This is a genomic window from Mycoplana sp. ABR4_002 (assembly GCF_056159645.1).
The window spans coordinates 1,107,275-1,123,777 of sequence record NZ_JBSWVO010000001.1 but is presented as its reverse complement, the minus strand read 5'-3'; the positions used below and the strand labels follow the sequence as shown (position 1 = coordinate 1,123,777).

At 67.7% G+C, this 16,503-nt stretch carries 15 protein-coding genes; 9 read left to right on the top strand and 6 right to left on the bottom strand.

The genetic code is table 11. The annotated features are described in order from the left end of the window. Positions 1 to 161: 161 nt before the first annotated feature. The gene (locus ACXAGF_RS05355; protein ID WP_475015050.1) at positions 162 to 611 is read right to left on the bottom strand and encodes a c-type cytochrome; all 450 of its coding nucleotides are present in this window, start codon (positions 609 to 611) and stop codon (positions 162 to 164) included. A 239-nt stretch (positions 612 to 850) separates the two neighbouring features. Continuing rightward, positions 851 to 1,453, bottom strand: a complete 603-nt coding sequence (locus ACXAGF_RS05350) for a superoxide dismutase (protein WP_475015049.1) — start codon at positions 1,451 to 1,453, stop codon at positions 851 to 853. A gap of 267 nt (positions 1,454 to 1,720) precedes the next feature. On the opposite strand from ACXAGF_RS05350, the gene ACXAGF_RS05345 reads away from it, so the two are divergent. Beyond that, a complete protein-coding gene (locus ACXAGF_RS05345) occupies positions 1,721 to 3,082 on the top strand; it encodes an adenylate/guanylate cyclase domain-containing protein (protein WP_475015048.1) in 1,362 nt (453 codons plus the stop codon). Positions 3,083 to 3,090: 8 nt separating this feature from the next. On the opposite strand, the gene ACXAGF_RS05340 is transcribed toward ACXAGF_RS05345, so the two are convergent. Beyond that, positions 3,091 to 3,969 (bottom strand): branched-chain amino acid aminotransferase, encoded by an 879-nt coding sequence (locus ACXAGF_RS05340; protein ID WP_475015046.1) that lies wholly within the window; start codon positions 3,967 to 3,969, stop codon positions 3,091 to 3,093. 197 nt (positions 3,970 to 4,166) lie between these two features. On the opposite strand from ACXAGF_RS05340, the gene ACXAGF_RS05335 reads away from it, so the two are divergent. The 3 genes from ACXAGF_RS05335 (at position 4,167) to ACXAGF_RS05325 (ending at position 7,372) form a co-directional block, all read left to right on the top strand. After that, on the top strand, positions 4,167 to 5,207 hold the full coding sequence (locus tag ACXAGF_RS05335) for a zinc-dependent alcohol dehydrogenase family protein (protein ID WP_475015044.1): 1,041 nt from the start codon (positions 4,167 to 4,169) through the stop codon (positions 5,205 to 5,207). A 346-nt stretch (positions 5,208 to 5,553) separates the two neighbouring features. Beyond that, a complete protein-coding gene (locus tag ACXAGF_RS05330; RefSeq protein WP_475015042.1) occupies positions 5,554 to 6,522 on the top strand; it encodes a DMT family transporter in 969 nt (322 codons plus the stop codon). A 196-nt stretch (positions 6,523 to 6,718) separates the two neighbouring features. Beyond that, positions 6,719 to 7,372, top strand: a complete 654-nt coding sequence (locus tag ACXAGF_RS05325; RefSeq protein ID WP_475015041.1) for a haloacid dehalogenase type II — start codon at positions 6,719 to 6,721, stop codon at positions 7,370 to 7,372. A 97-nt stretch (positions 7,373 to 7,469) separates the two neighbouring features. Here ACXAGF_RS05325 and ACXAGF_RS05320 read toward each other — a convergent pair whose 3' ends face one another. Continuing rightward, positions 7,470 to 8,195, bottom strand: coding sequence for a pentapeptide repeat-containing protein (locus ACXAGF_RS05320; RefSeq protein WP_475019215.1), 726 nt, complete (start codon positions 8,193 to 8,195; stop codon positions 7,470 to 7,472). 346 nt (positions 8,196 to 8,541) lie between these two features. On the opposite strand from ACXAGF_RS05320, the gene ACXAGF_RS05315 reads away from it, so the two are divergent. Continuing rightward, entirely contained in the window at positions 8,542 to 9,699 is a 1,158-nt protein-coding gene (locus ACXAGF_RS05315) for an MFS transporter (RefSeq protein WP_475015039.1), read from the top strand. Positions 9,700 to 9,801: 102 nt separating this feature from the next. Here the strand turns inward: ACXAGF_RS05315 and ACXAGF_RS05310 are convergent, their stop codons facing one another. Further along, complete coding sequence (locus ACXAGF_RS05310) at positions 9,802 to 10,188, bottom strand: hypothetical protein (protein WP_475015038.1); 387 nt, start codon at positions 10,186 to 10,188, stop codon at positions 9,802 to 9,804. Between the two features lie 239 nt (positions 10,189 to 10,427). On the opposite strand from ACXAGF_RS05310, the gene ACXAGF_RS05305 reads away from it, so the two are divergent. From ACXAGF_RS05305 to ACXAGF_RS05295, 3 genes are all read left to right on the top strand, one after another. Next, complete coding sequence (locus tag ACXAGF_RS05305; RefSeq protein WP_475019214.1) at positions 10,428 to 11,960, top strand: helicase HerA-like C-terminal domain-containing protein; 1,533 nt, start codon at positions 10,428 to 10,430, stop codon at positions 11,958 to 11,960. A 116-nt stretch (positions 11,961 to 12,076) separates the two neighbouring features. Continuing rightward, positions 12,077 to 12,751, top strand: coding sequence for a YoaK family protein (locus tag ACXAGF_RS05300; RefSeq protein ID WP_475015036.1), 675 nt, complete (start codon positions 12,077 to 12,079; stop codon positions 12,749 to 12,751). A 325-nt stretch (positions 12,752 to 13,076) separates the two neighbouring features. Further along, positions 13,077 to 14,594: an ABC-F family ATP-binding cassette domain-containing protein gene (locus tag ACXAGF_RS05295; RefSeq protein WP_475015035.1), complete on the top strand. Its 1,518-nt coding sequence runs from the start codon at positions 13,077 to 13,079 to the stop codon at positions 14,592 to 14,594. Positions 14,595 to 14,638: 44 nt separating this feature from the next. On the opposite strand, the gene ACXAGF_RS05290 is transcribed toward ACXAGF_RS05295, so the two are convergent. Continuing rightward, complete coding sequence (locus ACXAGF_RS05290; RefSeq protein ID WP_475015033.1) at positions 14,639 to 15,127, bottom strand: MarR family winged helix-turn-helix transcriptional regulator; 489 nt, start codon at positions 15,125 to 15,127, stop codon at positions 14,639 to 14,641. Between the two features lie 260 nt (positions 15,128 to 15,387). Here ACXAGF_RS05290 and ACXAGF_RS05285 point away from each other — a divergent pair, with 260 nt between their 5' ends. Then, positions 15,388 to 16,425: a DUF3095 family protein gene (locus tag ACXAGF_RS05285; RefSeq protein WP_475015032.1), complete on the top strand. Its 1,038-nt coding sequence runs from the start codon at positions 15,388 to 15,390 to the stop codon at positions 16,423 to 16,425. Positions 16,426 to 16,503 lie beyond the last annotated feature (78 nt).

Below are 16,503 nucleotides of genomic sequence, written 5' to 3'. Positions count from 1 at the left end.
CACCTCGCAACGATGTCGGAAGCGATGCGCCGACCCTGCGCCGCTGCCGTGCCGAACACGGACTCACGGCCCCGTCCGCACATGGTCGCACGGGGGCGCGGAAACGCAAACGCTCCCGGGGAACAATCCCCGGGAGAGTGCGTCGACCGTGCGAAGGATGCTTATTTTTTCAGGCGATAGGTCTCGTGACAGCTCGCGCAGTTCTTGCCGATCGGGCCGAGCGCCGCGGCAACCGCAGCCTGGTCGGCCGGTAGCGAGGCGAGCGCCGTCTCGACATCCTGTCCGAGTTGCTCCGACTTGGCCTTGAAGTCGTCCATGTTCTCCCAGATCTTCGGGCTGGCCTCGGTCTCCGCGCCCGTCTCGGTGCCGGCGGGGAACTGGCCGGGGAACGCCTCGGCGGCCTCGCCGATCGTCGTCAGCGAAACCTTGACGGTATCGGCATCATAGGGCTTCTCGCCCTTGGCGATGCCGGCCAGCGCGCCCATGGCGCCGCCAACCTTCTTCATCAGCGCCTGCCGGGCGACCTGCGGCTCTTCCGCCGCAGCAACTGCGCCGGCGCCGGCAACGGCAAGGGCAAGAGCAAGGGCGGCCATGATCGTGTTGAACTTCATAAAGCACTCCTGGAAATGTCGTTCGTGCAAGGTATGCGGATCGTTAGTGTCCCGCGCGCGGCAATAGATTGCATGGCGGAGGCACGACGGAAGTAAACTCTTCTTGAACTCCCCGTGTTCGCCAGCGCGGGCGATGGCCGGATCCGGGCGACAGCGACACGCGCAAGACCCGGTCGATGCCAGCAAAAAGCCCCGGCGTCGCAGCCGGGGCTTCGTGGAAAGGCTGGAAGGCGGGCGGCCTACTTGGTGGCCGCCTCGTACATCTCCAGCACGTAGTCCCAGTTGATCAGGCTGTCGACGAAGGCCTCGAGGTACTTCGGACGGGCATTGCGGTAGTCGATGTAGTAGGAGTGCTCCCAGACGTCGACGCCGAGAATCGGTGTCGCGCCGTGGACGAGCGGGTTCTCGCCGTTCGGGGTCTTGGAGATGACGAGCTTGCCGTCCTTGACCGACAGCCAGGCCCAGCCGGAGCCGAACTGCGTCGTGCCGGCGGCGACGAAGTCGGCCTTGAACTTGTCGTAGCCGCCGAGATCGGCGTCGATCGCCTTCTGCAGCACGCCCGGAAGCGCCTTGCCGCCGCCGCCCTTCTTCATCCACTTCCAGAAGTGGATGTGGTTGTAGTGCTGGCCGGCATTGTTGAACAGGCCCTGATTGGTGCCGTAGGACTTCTTGACGATCTCCTCCAGCGTCAGGTTCGACAGGCCGGCTTCCTCGGCCAGCTTGTTGCCGTTGTCGACATAGGCCTTGTGGTGCTTGTCGTGGTGATATTCCAGCGTCTCGCGCGACATGAACGGCGCAAGCGCGTCGTAGTCATAGGGAAGCGGGGGAAGTTCGAAGGCCATGGCGTGTCTCCTCTGAAATGCGGAATTTTTTCCAATGAAATCCGTGGAGCGGAACATAGGGGGGCAGCCCGTCGCAGACAACCGGTTGCATGCCAAATTTTGCTCGCAGCCAGCAATATCGTTCCGTGGCTCCGTGCTGGCGGCCATCGCCAGCCGGAAACCCGGCCCGCGGCCGAAACCACGCCTCGCCGGCTTCAATTGGATGGCTCCCGGGTCCCGGGCGCGGTAACATGCGGCAGCGTCCAACGACATCGGTGAGGATCGCCCGTGCCGACCCTTCGTTCCCTGCCCGACAATATCGTCATCGACTGCGCGCCGGGCGAGTCGGTGCTGGAGGCGGCGCGGCGCGCGCATCTGCCGATCGCGCATGCCTGTGGCGGCAAGGCGAAGTGCTCGACCTGCCGCATCTGGATCCTGGCCGGCGGCGAAACCTGCGCGGCGAAGGACGCACTCGAAACCGACCTGACCGGCCGGCTCGGCCTGTCCGACAACATCCGCCTCGCCTGCCAGCTCCGCCCGACCGGCGACATCGCGTTCCGCCGCCTGGTGCTGGACGAGACCGACCTGCTGCTGGCCAACCAGTTGCACCGCAAGGCCGCCTCCAGGTTCGGCGAGGTGAAGCCCGTCATTCTGTTCTTCTCAGACGTCAGCGGCTTCACCACCTTCTCCGAGACGCTGACGCCCTATGACGTGATGTATCTGCTGAACCGCTACTTCGCCCAGGCCGGCCAGGTGATCGAACGGAACGACGGCTATATCGACAAGTTCGTCGGCGACGGCCTGATGGCGATCTTCGGCGTCGACGACCAGCCGGAGGCCCCGATCCGCGCGGTCAACGCGGCCCTGCAGACGCTCGCCGCCGTCGACCGCATGAAGCCCTTCTTCTCCTCGATGTACGGCATCGACTTCGACATCCGCATCGGCCTGCACCTCGGCGAGGCGGTCATCGGCTCGGTCGGCTCGCCCGGTCACGAGCGGCTGACGGCGATCGGCGACGCCGTCAATGTCGCCAGCCGCATCGAGGCCGCCAACAAGGAGGCCGGGACGCGGCTGCTCATCTCCCAGGCGCTGTATGACCGTGTCGAGGGCGACGTCGAGATCGCCGACTTTGTCCGCGTGCGGCTCCGTGGCACCACCGACCGCATCACCCTCTACGAGGTGACGCGTCTGCATCCGGACACCGAGCGGGCGCTGCATGCGGCGACAAGCCGCGAGACCATGACCCTCGGCGGCAAGACCTGGCACAAGACCATTCGCGTCGATGCGCTGGTGGAGGGGGAGCCGATGGTGCTGGAGTTCCCCGCTCTCTATGCCGTGGTCCTGAAGCAGGGAAAGCAGATCTTCGCCTTCAACAACGCCTGCCCGCATCTGAAGCTGCCATTGTTCGAGCAGTCGCCAGAGGCCGCGGGCACCGGCAGCGAGGTCGAAAACGGGATCATCAACTGCCGCTGGCACGAAAGCCGCTTCGATCTCGCATCCGGCGAGATCGTCAGCTGGTGCACGGCACTGGACGACGCCGGCGTGTCCGAGAGCATGCCGATGCTCGGCGACATCTCCAAGAACCGCGCGCCGCTGGGACTGATCCCGTGGCGCGAGGAAGACGGCTACATCTGGCTGGCGCTCGGCTGAGGCCCGGCTCAGGCGAGCGAACGCGCCCAATCGAAATAGAGCGCGCGCGCCTTTTCCGACACCGGCCCTGGCTGCAGGTGGCGATCGTCGAGGCGGTTGACGGGCACGACCTTGGCGTAGTTGCCGGTGGTGAAGATCTCGTCGGCGGTCTCGAAGTCGGCCACGGTCAGCACGGTCTCGACGACCTCGAACCCCTCCTGGCGCAGCAGCCCCATCACCCGGGCGCGGGTGATGCCGGCAAGGAAGGTGCGGTTGGCGGCCGGCGTGAAGACGACGCCGTCCTTGACCATGAAGATGTTGGACGAGCCGGTCTCGGCGACGTTGCCGAGCATGTCGCGCACCAGCGCATTGTCGAAGCCGCGCTTGCGCGCCTCCAGCATGATGCGGCCGTTGTTCGGATAGAGGCAGCCGGCCTTGGCGTCGGTCGGCATGCATTCCATCGTCGGGCGGCGGAACGGCGAGACGGTCAGCGAGCTGCCGCCGCCGTGCCCCGCGACCATCGGCGCCTCGAACAGGCAGAGCGCAAACCGGGTCGAATCCGGATCGACCGGAACGAGGCCGGCGCCGCCGTGCTCGGCCCAGTACATCGGCTTGATGTAGATCGCCGTCTTGCCGTCGAACTTCGCCACCCCTTCCCGCGACAGGCCCTCGATCTCCTCGGCGCTCATCGTCGCCTTCAGGCCGATCGCCTCGGCGGAGCGGTTGACGCGCTGGCAATGCAGGTCGAGGTCGGGCGCCAGGCCGTCGAACCAGCGCGCCCCGTCGAAGACGGTGGAGGCCAGCCACATTGCGTGCGAGGTCGGCCCGATCAGCGGCGGGTTGCCAGGGAGCCACTGGCCCTCGACATAGGTCCAGGTGGGGGTGCGCGGGGAGGTATCGACTGCCATGTTCAGGGCTCCTTCTGGCCGGGCGGGCCGGCACGGCGATGCGGATCAGGCTCTGAAGACGGACCTGACCTACTTGGCCGCCGCTGTCCACTCACGATGTTGAATGGATGCATCAGCCAATGTCATGAGCGCGGTGGTGGAACACCACGGGCTGCGTGGCATAGATTGCAGCAAAGCACAGAGGGAGGGAACCACCCATGAAAGCGATGTATTACGAAGCCTTCGGTGCCGCGCCGGAAATTCGCGACCTGTCCGACCCGACGCCGACCGGCGGCGGCGTGGTCGTCAAGGTCGAGGCGACCGGGCTGTGCCGCAGCGACTGGCACGGCTGGCAGGGACACGACCCCGACATCAGCCTGCCGCACGTGCCAGGTCACGAACTTGCCGGCACCGTCGTCGCCACCGGCGCGGCGGTGCAGCGCTTCCGCGTCGGCGACCGGGTGACGGTGCCGTTCGTTTCCGGCTGCGGCCACTGCCACGAATGCCGCTCCGGCCACCAGCAGGTCTGCGAGGCGCAATTCCAGCCGGGCTTCACCCACTGGGGCTCGTTTGCCGAATACGTCGCGCTCGACTTTGCCGATCAGAACTTGGTGCGGCTGCCCGACAGCGTCAGCTCGGTGACCGCGGCCAGCCTCGGCTGCCGCTTCGCCACCTCGTTCCGCGCCGTCTGCGACCAGGCCCGGGTCAAGGGCGGGGAATGGGTCGCCGTGCACGGCTGCGGCGGCGTCGGCCTGTCGGCGATCATGATCGCCGCGGCGCTCGGCGCGCTGCCGGTCGCGATCGACATTTCCGACGACAAGCTCGCCTTCGCCCGCCGGATGGGCGCCGTCGCGGCGATCAATGCCCGCACGGTGGCCGACGTGCCCGAGGCGGTGCGCGAGATCACCGGCGGCGGGGCGCACGCCTCGATCGACGCGCTCGGTTCGACCGCCACCAGCTTCAACTCGATCAAGAGCCTGCGGCGGCGCGGCCGCCACGTCCAGGTCGGGCTGATGCTCGGCGCCGAGGCGACCGCGCCGATCCCGATGGCCCAGGTGATCGCGCACGAACTGGAGATCTACGGCAGCCACGGCATGCAGGCCTGGCGCTACGACGCGATGCTGGCGATGATGGCGGAAGGCAAGCTCCAGCCGGAAAAGCTGATCGGCCGCGAGATCAGCCTGGAGCAGGCGGTGCCGGCGTTGATGGCGATGGACCGGACGGCGGATCTCGGCATCAGCGTGATCACGCGGTTCTAGCCGTGATTTGGGGCATGGTGGTGCTGCCGCGCCGCCAGTCTCGCGGCAGCCTTGCGCCCACAAGCGGCCATCAGGCGCGTCAGCCTGCCAGGACGGCCTCCCCCGTACATTCTGGTACACAACCGGGGTCGCCAGGACACACGCCGTACGCATTTCCAGCGCTCTAATCCAAAGCGACGTTGGCCTCGAAACTAGGGTCCAACGCGCCTTTCCAGCCACGCTTCGCGCAAATTTCGGGTTGTTCAGGCCACCGATTTCCAATCTGGGAAAGGTGCTGGTCAAACACATCCATGGGCGGGACCGGGAAAGGAAGCACTAGCGTCCCAGGATCAAAAAGGGCCGGCCCATGGACAAGGATTTCTTCATAGGCGTTCTTGCCGCACTCTTCGCGGCCTTTGCCTTCTCGCTCAACTTCGTTGTGCCCTTCATCATCGGTGACTACTCCACCTTTGATTTTGCCCTTGTCCGCCACGTGGTCTCGGCTCTGGTCGGCCTCTGCGTTCTGTTTTCGGGTCGAGGGGTGATACGACACCTCACGCTCCGCAACTGGCTTTCCGCGATCTGGCTCGCCTTCATCGGCTATGTCGGCTACTTCCTGACGGTGACAGGCGCGGCCATCTTTGCCGGACCGGTGATCGCTCCCGCCTTCCTCGGCCTGGTTCCGATCGCTTTGATGGTCATCGGCAACCGACGGCAGGGATCAATGCCGTGGCGTATCCTGGTGATTCCTCTGATGCTGGTGCTGATCGGCCTCGTTTTCATCAACGGCACGGCCTTCACGGCCGAGGGACTGGGGTCCGTCCGTTCATTCTGGATCGGCGTTCCGCTGGCGCTCGCAGCCGTGGGATTGTGGGTCTGGTTCGCGATGGCCAACCAGGCCGCACTGGCGGCACGGCCCGAAATGCCGTCCGGCGTGTGGTCCGCGCTCATACTGGTCGGCGGCGGCGTCTTGATGCTGGCCTTCTACCCGGTCGGAGCAGCGATGGGGCTCTTCCAGCTTCCCGAACTCGGTTTCGGCTGGCATGCCGCTGGCTCGCTCTATCTCTGGGGTGCATCTTTCGCGTTGCTGGCAACCGTGTGCGGCGTCTGGGCGTGGAACATCGCTTCGCGAAGCTTGCCGGTCGCGCTTGCCGCACAGTTGATCGTCTCGGAAACCGCCTTTGGCGTCGTCGGCGGCCTCATCGTTCATGCTCGATGGCCGACCGCAATGGAAGCCGCAGGCGTTGCAGTCCTCATCACCGGCGTCGTCCTGTCTGTCCGGATTTTCTACGAAGGGCGGTTTCGATCGGGCGCGATGGCGCTGGCGCACGAGTAAGGGGCCCGTTGCTCTTTGTCGTCGGCGCCCCGCCAAGGCTGGTCCGCTTCAGGTCGAGAGACACGGGAGGGGGATGGGAGAGACATGGGCATCGCCCTGATTGCCGACAGCCGTATTGTGCATCGCACCGAATATTGACATTATGCAAGGCTAATAATTTGGAATGAAAGCGCTTTCCGGAAGGTAGACGAAGCCCTTGCCCTATGCCGCCTATGTGTTCGATGCCTATGGCACGCTGTTCGACGTGCACGCGGCCGTGCGCCGCCATGCCGGCGACGTCGGGCCGAACTACCAGCTGTTTTCCGAGGTGTGGCGGGCCAAGCAGCTCGAATATTCGTGGACCCGGGCGCTGATGGGCGCCTACCGCGACTTCTGGCAACTGACCGAGCAGGCGCTCGACTACACCTTCCAGCGCATCCCGGGCGTCGACCCGGCGTTGCGGCCGAAGCTGCTCGAGGCCTACTGGAAGCTCGACTGCTACCCGGAAGTGCCGACGGTGCTCAAGGCGCTGAAGGCGCGCGGCGCGCGCATCGCCATCCTCTCCAACGGCTCGCCGGAAATGCTGAAGTCGGCGGTCGCCAACGCCGCGCTCGATACGGTGATCGACGACGTCTTTTCGGTCGACGCGCTGAAGACCTACAAGACCGCGCCCGCCGTCTATGACATCGTCACCACCAGCTACCGGCTCTATCCGAGCGCCGTGTCGTTCCAGTCGTCGAACCGCTGGGACGTGGCGGGGGCGACGAAGTTCGGCTTCCGCACCGTGTGGATCAACCGCATGAACCTGCCCGACGAGTATCCCGACCTCGGCCCGGCACTGATCCTGCCGACGCTGGACGCGCTGGAATAGGACCGCAGAACCGCCGCGGCACTGCCGCCGTTCCCTGTTCCGCCGCTCGCCACCGCAACGACACGATCACCAGAGGCGTCGCGAACCGGGCGGCCGCTCAGTCGAACGGGCACGGCCACTTCGACGGGGTGGTGAAGCCCGGAGGCAACTTCGTCGTCGCGTCGCCACAGGCGAGGTCCACCTGCTCCTGCTCCAGCCCGATGGACGTCGACAGGTCGAGCCCCTCCAGCCGGGTCAGGAACAGGAAGGCATGGGTGAAATCGAGCGCCCCCTCGAACCTGGCCTTGCTCAGGTCGGCGCGGGAAAGATTGGCATAGGGAAAGCGCACACCGGTCAGTTCCGCGCCGGAAAAGTCGGCGCGGCCAAGCTCGGCCTTCTCGAAATCGGCGCCGGTGAGGACGGCACTCCTGAAGTTGGCGCGCTGAAGCTCGGCGGACGCGAAGGTGGCGCCCTGCGCACTCGCCCGCTCGAACCCGGCGCGATAGCCCTCGACGCGGTTGAAATTGGCCTTGGTCAGGACCGCGTCGGTGAACCAGGCGCGCAACAGCGTCGCCTTCTCCAGGTTCGCCTGGGTGAGATTGGTCTGGCTCAGGTCGGTCAGGGCGAGGTCGGACTCCGCCATGTTCGCGCCGATCAGGTTGCTGCCCTGGAGCACGATCATCCGCTTCCTGCAGCCGCTCCAGTCGATGCCGGGCTCGGCCGAACTCGAGCAGTCGGCGGCGACGGCGGTGCGGCCGTGCACCATCGCGGCGCCGATCGACAGGGCGAGCGCGATCAACCCGAACACCAGTACAGCACCGGCGGCGGCCCTTGCTCGCTGCATGCCCACCCGCACCCGATGACCGAAACGAATGCCCATTTCACACTCCCAATGCACGGCGACCGGATTGGCACGGAAACCGACCGGACGCAATCGCTATCACTACTGGCACAAGCGCCCCGCAATTGAAAGGACGGGGCGCCGCCCCCAGTGAACGGCCGGCGCACGCGGCGCGGCCGGATCAGGAACGGTCGCCCCCGCCCGGCATGACGGCCAGCAGCCGCCGCACCCACCCTCTCGAGCCGCCGGCGGGCAAGGGTCGACGTGCGGCGGCGCCGGCGGGCATTCCCTTCCGCCCCGTCCTCGGCTAAGCAGGTTCGGCCGCAGGCCGCGGCCCCGGAGCAAAGCAATGCAGGCGAACCAGAACCTTGCGGTCCAGACCATGCCCGACTGGCCGGCGATCGTGGCGGTCGTGCTCGGCGTCACCGCCTTTTCGGTGGCCCAGGGCGTGACCTATCCGCTGATCTCGCTGGTGCTCGAGGCGCGCGGCGTTTCCTCGACCATGATCGGCGTCAACGCCGTCGGCTTCGCGCTCGGCCTGGCGGCGGCGACGCTGATGCTCGGCCGGCTGACGCAGCGTTTCCGCGCCAACCACCTGATCATCGCCGGCCTCGTCGGCTGCTCGCTTTGCCTCGCCGCCTTTGCCGCCTTCTCGTCGACCTCGGTGTGGTTCGTCGCCCGCTTCCTGCTCGGCTTCTGCTCCAGCCTGATCTTCATGCTCAGCGAGGCCTGGCTCAACGTCGCGTGCCCCGACCGGCTGCGCGGCCGCGTCTCCGGCATCTACGGCGCCTCGATCTGCGCCGGCTTTGCCGCCGGCCCGCTGGCGATCCCGCTGTTCGGCACCGATGGCGGCCTCGGCTTTGCCCTGACCGCCGTCTACCTGGCCCTGGTCGCCTTCGCCACGGCGACGCTGATGTTCGCCACCCGCACCGTGCCCGAGCCGTCGTCGACACGCGAGCTGTTCGGCTTCTTCCGCCATGCGCCGATGCTGGTGGCGATGGTGTTCGCCTTCGGCTTCGCCGACATCGCCGCGATCTCGGCGATGCCGGTCTACTTCGTCAAGACCGGCCACTCCGAGGCGTTCGCCGCCGTCAGCGTCACCGTGCTGGCGCTGCCGACGGCGCTGGCGCAGCCCTTCATCGGCTATGCGCTCGACCGGCTGCCGCGCCACTCGGTCGCGGTCGGCACCGCGCTGGCGGCCGCGCTCAGCTACCTGGCGATCCCGTTCCTCGACGCGCCGGCGCTGATCCTCGCCGCGTTCGCCATGATGGGCATCGCCGGCTTCTCGCTCTACACCTGCGCGCTGACCATGCTCGGCGAGAACTTCCGCGGCGGCATGCTGCTCGCCGGCAGCGCCGCCTATTCGCTCAGCTATGCGGTCGGCAGCGGCGCCGGCTCCAGCCTGACCGGGGCGATCATGGAAGTCGGCGGCCCGCAGGCCGGGCCGCTCTCCGTCGGCGTGGGGCTGGCGGTGCTCACGGCCTTCTTCGCCTTCGGCAGGCGCTAGCCGCACCGTCGCGGCACCCGGCCGCCGCGCACCTTGACCGCGCATGAAAAAGCCCGCGGACACGGCCCGCGGGCTGCAAGCCGGTGCCGTTGGCCGGACGGCTCAGACGAACTGGCCCAGACCGGGCACCGAGCCGACCACCTCGTCGACCACCTCGTCGCCGGCGTACTCGCGGGCAACGGCGATCGTCTCCTTGGCAAGGCCGGTGATCTCGCCCATGCCGAGCCCCTCGCTCATCAGTTGCTGGCCGAGCGCCATGACGCCGCCGCCCATGGCGTTCATCAGGCCGCCGAGAAGGCCGCCACCGGCCCCCTCGCCGTTGTACTTGGCCACCAGCTCGGGGGCGCCGGGAATCGCCTCGATCATCTTCGCCACCGGTCCCTCGGCGGCCTCGCGCTGCAGGAAGCCGAGCATCATGCCGATGGCCTTTTCGGCGGTCGCCGGCTCGATGCCGACGTTTTCGGCGACGCGGTTGACGAGATCGTTCATGCACTTTCCTCCGGTCCAAACTTGACGTTAACGTCAACGTTAAATGAAACATCCAGCGAACTCAAGCACCGCAAGCGCGTCTTCCGTGCAAAGCCGGGCAAGGCCACGGGTGTTGAAGTTCCGTCCCCACCTTATAAAGTCGACACGGCGATTCAATGAAGCTTCGGGGTGGCGTGAGACGCGCCCCCGGGCGGCACGGACAGGAGACTGCAGTGAGCGAGACCAAGCTTCAGGACGGCATGCTCTATATCGGCACCAGCCGCAAGCCGGACAATGCCATCAACAAGCCGGAATATCTGGAGCTGAAGTTCGGCAACCGGCACGGCCTCGTCACCGGCGCCACCGGTACCGGCAAGACGGTAACGCTGCAGATTCTCGCCGAGGGCTTCTCCAACGCCGGCGTCCCGGTGTTCTGCGCCGACGTGAAGGGCGACCTTTCCGGCGTCGGCGCGATCGGCGAACCGAAGGACTTCCTGCTCAAGCGCGCCGAGGAGATCGGGCTTTCGCCCTATGACTTCCAGGAATTCCCGGTGATCTTCTGGGACCTCTACGGCGAGAAGGGCCATCGCGTCCGCACGACGATGACCGAGATGGGCCCGCTGCTGCTGTCCCGGCTGATGAACGCCACCGACGCGCAGGAAGGCGTGCTCAACATCGCCTTCAAGATCGCCGACCAGGGCGGCCTGCCGCTGCTCGACCTGAAGGACCTGCAGGCGCTGCTGAACTACATGGGCGAGAACGCCACCGAGCTTTCCAACCAGTTCGGCTTCATTTCCAAGGCCTCGGTCGGCTCGCTCCAGCGCGAACTGCTGATCCTCGAGCAGCAGGGCGCCGAGCATTTCTTCGGCGAGCCGGCGCTGAAGATCTCCGACATCATGCGCACCACCAACGACGGGCGCGGCGCGATCTCGGTGCTGGCCGCCGACCGGCTGATGATGAACCCCAGGCTCTACGCCACCTTCCTGCTGTGGCTGTTGTCGGAACTGTTCGAGGAACTGCCGGAGGTGGGCGACCCGGACAAGCCGCGGCTGGTGTTCTTCTTCGACGAGGCGCATCTGTTGTTCAACGATGCCCCGAAGGTGCTGGTCGAGCGGGTCGAGCAGGTGGTGCGGCTGATCCGCTCCAAGGGCGTCGGCGTCTATTTCGTCACCCAGAACCCGCTCGACGTGCCCGAGACGGTGCTGGCCCAGCTCGGCAACCGCGTGCAGCACGCGCTGCGCGCCTACACGCCGCGCGAGCAGAAGGCGGTGAGGACCGCCGCCGACACCTTCCGCCCCAATCCGGACTTCGACTGCGCCACCGTGATCACCGAGCTCGGCACCGGCGAGGCGCTGGTTTCCACCCTGTCCGGCAAGGGCGCGCCGTCGATGGTGGAGCGCACGCTGATCCGCCCGCCCGCCTCGCGCCTCGGGCCGCTGACGGAGGCCGAACGCGCCGGGGTGATGCAGGTCAGCCCGGTCGCCGGCCTCTATGACGAGGACTTCGACCGGGAATCGGCCTACGAAATGCTGGCCGAACGCGCAAGGAAGCTGGAGACGCAGCAGCAGGCCGAGCAGGAGCCGGAACCACAGCAGCAGGGCGGCGGACGATGGACGTTGCCGGGCTTCGGCGACGACGCGCCGACGACGACCGGCACGACCAAGCCGCGCAGCCGCTCGCGCTACCAGCGCGAGACCGTGGTGGAGGCGGCGATGAAGTCGGCCGCCCGCAGCATCGCCACCTCGCTCGGCCGGGCCATCGTGCGCGGGATCCTCGGCAGCCTGAAGCGGTAGCGGCAAATGGCCGCCGTGCGACGGCTTGGCGCCACGCGCCCGTTCGGGGCCAGCGCTTGCAAGGACCGGCCGCCTCTGGTTAGCTCGCGCAATCGCAATTCCGGATTGATTCCTGCATGACCGTTGCGCGGCGCCGGCGCCTGATCAGGCGCCAACGGAGTTCTGTCGGGCTCGCGCTCGTCGCGGCCATCTCGTTCCTGGCCGGCATGACCGACGCCATCGGCCTGATGTCGGTCGGCGAGTTCGTCTCGTTCATGAGCGGCAACACCACCCGCACCGCCGTCGCCATCGCCGACGGCGACACCCCGCGCACGGGCCTGCTGCTGACCGGCCTCCTTGCCTTCGTGCTCGGCAATTGCGGCGGCGTCATCATTGCCAGCCGGTTCCGGTCGCACGGCGTGCTGCTCGGCGTCACCGCCCTGTTCGCCGCCTCCGCCCTCGTCCCGGAATACCGCGAGGCGCGGTTCCTGCTGCTGATCTTCGCCATGGGCACGATCAACGCCGCCGTCGAACAGATCGAGGGCCTGCCGATCGGGCTCACCTACGTCACCGGCGCGCTCTCGCGCTTCGGCCGTGGGCTCGGGCGCTGGATCCTCGGCGTGCGCGACAACAAGTGGCTGATCCAGCTGGTGCCGTGGTCGGGCATGCTGGCGGGAGCGGTCGCCGGCGCCATGCTGCAGCGGAACGTCGCGGACGCCGCCGTCTGGGCGCCCTTCGTCGTCGCCTGCTTCGTCACCGCGGCCGCGATCCTCATTCCCCGGCGCTGGTCGGTGCGCTTCCTGCAGCGCTGACCGTCTTCGATGCCCGGCAGCGATTGAATTTTGCCGCATCCGGTGCTATCAGGCGGTTCTCAACCGAACCGTGAAAGGAGGGCGGACGTGAGATTCGATTTCCTGCCCAATCTCTCGCACGGTCCCGATCGGGCCCTGCAAACGCGTTTGCAGGGCTGACCAGAGACCGTTCCTCGCGACCCATCCCTGGTCTGCCCCTGGTGGCAGCGCGGCGTCTTGCGACGCCCGCATTTTCCATTGCTTCCGAGCCTGAACGCGCCCGCCCTCGACGACGGCTGAGGCCCACGACGCGGCGCGTGCTTGGAACGTTTCCCAGGGATCGACCATGTCGCTCATCACTCTCCGCAATCTCGGCGTAACCCTCGGCGCGCCGCTGTTTTCCAACCTCAGCCTGACGGTCAATGCAGGCGACCGCCTCGGCCTCGTCGCGGCGAACGGCCGGGGCAAGTCGACTTTGCTGCGCTGCATCGCCGGGGCGCTGGAGCCTGGCGAAGGCGAAATCACAAGGGCGCGCGGACTGACCGTCGGTCATGTCGCGCAGGACGTGCCGGCGGCGCTGATGTCCTTCTCCTTCCACGCCGCCGTGCTCGCCGCGCTGCCCGCCGATCAGGCCGCGCACGAGAGCTGGCGCGTCGACGTCGTGCTGGACTCGCTGGAGGTGCCGGACGCGCTGCGCACCCGCCCGCTGGCCAATCTCAGCGGCGGCTGGCAGCGGCAGGCCCTGCTTGCCCGCGTCTGGGTGACGGAGCCGGACATGCTGCTGCTCGACGAGCCGACCAACCACCTCGACCTCGGCCGCATCCTGCAGCTTGAGACCTGGCTCAATGCGCTGCCGCGCGATGTGCCGGTGATCGTCGCCAGTCACGACCGCGCCTTCCTCGACGCCACCACCGGCCGGACGCTGTTCCTGCGCCCGGAGCAGTCGCAGCTCTACGCCCTGCCCTATTCCCGCGCCCGGGCCGCGCTCGCGGAGGCCGACGCCGCCGACGAGCGGCGATTCCAGCGCGACATGAAGACCGCGCAGCAGTTGCGCCAGCAGGCGGCCAAGCTGAACAACATCGGCATCAACTCAGGCTCCGACCTGCTCACGGTCAAGACCAAGCAGTTGAAGCAGCGCGCGGAGAAGCTAGAGGAAACCGCGCGGCCGGCGCACCAGGAGCGGTCGGCCGGGGCGATCCGGCTCGCCCATCGCGGCACCCACGCCAAGGTGCTGGTGACGCTGGAGGATGCCGCGATCGCGACGCCGGACGGGACGCCGTTGTTCCGCACCGGCCGGCAGTTCCTCTGCCAGGGCGACCGGGTCGCGCTGCTCGGGGCGAACGGCGTCGGCAAGAGCCGGCTGGTGGCCGCGCTGCGGGCGGCGATCGCGGGCGAAGGCGTTGCCGGCATCAAGGCGACGCCGTCGCTCGTGCTCGGCTATGGCGACCAGGCGCTCGCCGACCTTGACGGGAAGGACAGCCCGCTGGCGACGATCGTGCGCCGCTTCGACATCGGCGACCAGCGGGCGCGCACGCTGCTGGTCGGCGCGGGATTTTCGATCGAGGCGCAAGGACGGCCGGTCGGCAAGCTGTCGGGCGGGCAGAAGGCCCGGCTCGGCATGCTGGTGCTGCGGCTGACCCACCCCAATTTCTACCTGCTCGACGAGCCTACCAACCACTTCGACATCGACGGGCAGGAGGCGCTGGAACGGGAACTGACGGCGGCGGAGGCGAGCTGCCTGTTCGTGTCGCACGACCGCAGCTTCGTGCGGGCCGTCGCCAACCGCTTCTGGCAGGTCGAGCGCGGGCGGCTGGTCGAGGTCGACGGCCCGGAGGCGTTCTTCGCAAGCGCCGGCGCGGCCTGAGCGAACGCCGGCCGCGGCCCTCGCGCTTCGGCCGGCTCAAGCCGTCAGTTGCCTTCCGCCGGCTCGGCCTGGTTTGCCCGCAGCAGGTTGTCGCGCAGCCGCGCCACCGACTGCTGCACCACCGGGAACTCCTCGCCGAGCCCCGTGGCCTCGGTCAGCGCGGCGCCGGGATCCATCTCCACCAGGCGGCGCCCGGCGGTCGTCAGGCTCACCCGCACCTGGCGTTCGTCGGCGGGGTCTCGGCGGCGCTTGAGATAGCCCTCGGCCTCGAGTTTCTTGAGGATCGGCGTCAGCGTGTTCGATTCCAGAAACAGCCGCTCGCCCAGTTCGCGGACGGTCTGCTCGTCCTCCTCCGACAGCGCAACCATAGCGATGTACTGCGTATAGGTCAGGCCGAGCCTGTCCAGTATCGGCTTGTAGGCCCGGCCGAAGGCCAAGTTTGCCGAATAGATCGCAAAGCACAGGAAGTTCGAGAGCTTCTTGCCGCCCTGCGCGGGCGCGTCCGCGCCGCCTGCCGTATTCGAAATGGTCATGGGCTTCTCCTGATCGGGGTTCCGGGGTGCCGTTTCTCCTATATAAATCGTACGCGATGAAATCGCAATAGCATTGACACCGAACTCGTCATCAACTATATCACACCTGTTCGATTAAATCGGACGTGATCTAGATGAGCCTTGCCGGCGTCAGCACGGGCAGCCCGCAGCAGGCGGGCGAAGCCATCGACCGACCAGACACCCGACCCCGGACGGCACGGCCCCAGGCCGGCCGGATCCGGAAAAACGGAGACCATGCCATGGCACACCGACCCGCGCCGCCGTCCGAAGCGCATCGCGACTTCGCGCTGGTGCTCGACCCGTCCAGCTACGCACCGCTGCCCGGCGACTGGCTGATCGGAATCACCGACGTCGTCGACTCGACCCTGGCAATCGAGGCGGGGCGCTACGAGGACGTCAACTTTGCCGGCGCCTCCATCATCGCCGCGCTCGGCAACGCCTGGGGCAGCTTCGACTTCCCCTTCGTCTTCCGCGGTGATGGCGCCGCCTTCGCGCTGCCGCCCGAGGGGATGATGACGGCGACGTCGACCTTGCGCCAGGTCGCGAGCTTCGCCGCCGCCCATCTCGGGCTGACGCTGCGGATCGGCCTGCTGCCGGTGCGCGAGATCCGCGCCAACGGCCGCGACGTCCGGCTGGCGCGCTACGCCGCCTCGGACAATGCCAGCTATGCGATGTTCAGCGGCGGCGGACTGAAATGGGCCGAGGAGCAGATCAAGGCGGGACGCTACCGCGTCAAGCCGGGGCGCTACGACACACAACCGGACCTGACCGGGCTGATGTGCGAATGGACCCCCTTTGCGAGCGAGCAGGGCGAGATTCTCTCGCTTCTGGTCGAGCCGGCCGAGCACACCAGCCCGGAGGGCTTTGCCGCCCTGGCGCGCCGGGTGCTGGCCGTCTTCGACGCCGGGCCGCGCCGGTCGCACCCGGTGCCGGTCGAGCCGGCGGCCCCCAAGGACAGCGCGACCGCCGTCAGCCGGCAAGCCTGGATCGACGTCGCCGCCCACTCGGATGTCCGCAAGTACGACGACGGGCTGCGCCTGACGCTGGACTGCACGGCCGAGCAGATCGACCGGGCCGAGGCGATCCTGGCCGAAGCCCGGGCGCGCGGCGAGATCCGCTTCGGCCTGCACCGCCAGTCGCACGCGCTCATGACCTGCCTGGTGCCGTCGGGGCGACCGGAGGGGCACCTGCATTTCCTCGACGGCAGCGACGGCGGCTATGCCCGGGCCGCGGCGATGATGGCGGCCGACGTGCCAGCGGCAGCAGCGCAGCGCTAGACCACGGGAGGAACCGGCCGCGGCCGCAACCTGCCCATGGCCGCATCCCTGGCCGCCGCCGTCCCTGCTCCGGCGCGG

Excerpts from the sequence above, each read along its gene's own strand:
- ACXAGF_RS05355 (WP_475015050.1), bottom strand. The coding sequence starts at position 611 with ATGAAGTTCAACACGATCATGGCCGCCCTTGCTCTTGCCCTTGCCGTT.
- ACXAGF_RS05350 (WP_475015049.1), bottom strand. The coding sequence starts at position 1,453 with ATGGCCTTCGAACTTCCCCCGCTTCCCTATGACTACGACGCGCTTGCG.
- ACXAGF_RS05340 (WP_475015046.1), bottom strand. The coding sequence starts at position 3,969 with ATGGCAGTCGATACCTCCCCGCGCACCCCCACCTGGACCTATGTCGAG.
- ACXAGF_RS05335 (WP_475015044.1), top strand. The coding sequence starts at position 4,167 with ATGAAAGCGATGTATTACGAAGCCTTCGGTGCCGCGCCGGAAATTCGC.
- ACXAGF_RS05330 (WP_475015042.1), top strand. The coding sequence starts at position 5,554 with ATGGACAAGGATTTCTTCATAGGCGTTCTTGCCGCACTCTTCGCGGCC.
- ACXAGF_RS05320 (WP_475019215.1), bottom strand. The coding sequence starts at position 8,195 with ATGCAGCGAGCAAGGGCCGCCGCCGGTGCTGTACTGGTGTTCGGGTTG.
- ACXAGF_RS05315 (WP_475015039.1), top strand. The coding sequence starts at position 8,542 with ATGCAGGCGAACCAGAACCTTGCGGTCCAGACCATGCCCGACTGGCCG.
- ACXAGF_RS05310 (WP_475015038.1), bottom strand. The coding sequence starts at position 10,188 with ATGAACGATCTCGTCAACCGCGTCGCCGAAAACGTCGGCATCGAGCCG.
- ACXAGF_RS05305 (WP_475019214.1), top strand. The coding sequence starts at position 10,428 with ATGCTCTATATCGGCACCAGCCGCAAGCCGGACAATGCCATCAACAAG.
- ACXAGF_RS05300 (WP_475015036.1), top strand. The coding sequence starts at position 12,077 with ATGACCGTTGCGCGGCGCCGGCGCCTGATCAGGCGCCAACGGAGTTCT.
- ACXAGF_RS05295 (WP_475015035.1), top strand. The coding sequence starts at position 13,077 with ATGTCGCTCATCACTCTCCGCAATCTCGGCGTAACCCTCGGCGCGCCG.
- ACXAGF_RS05290 (WP_475015033.1), bottom strand. The coding sequence starts at position 15,127 with ATGACCATTTCGAATACGGCAGGCGGCGCGGACGCGCCCGCGCAGGGC.
- ACXAGF_RS05285 (WP_475015032.1), top strand. The coding sequence starts at position 15,388 with ATGGCACACCGACCCGCGCCGCCGTCCGAAGCGCATCGCGACTTCGCG.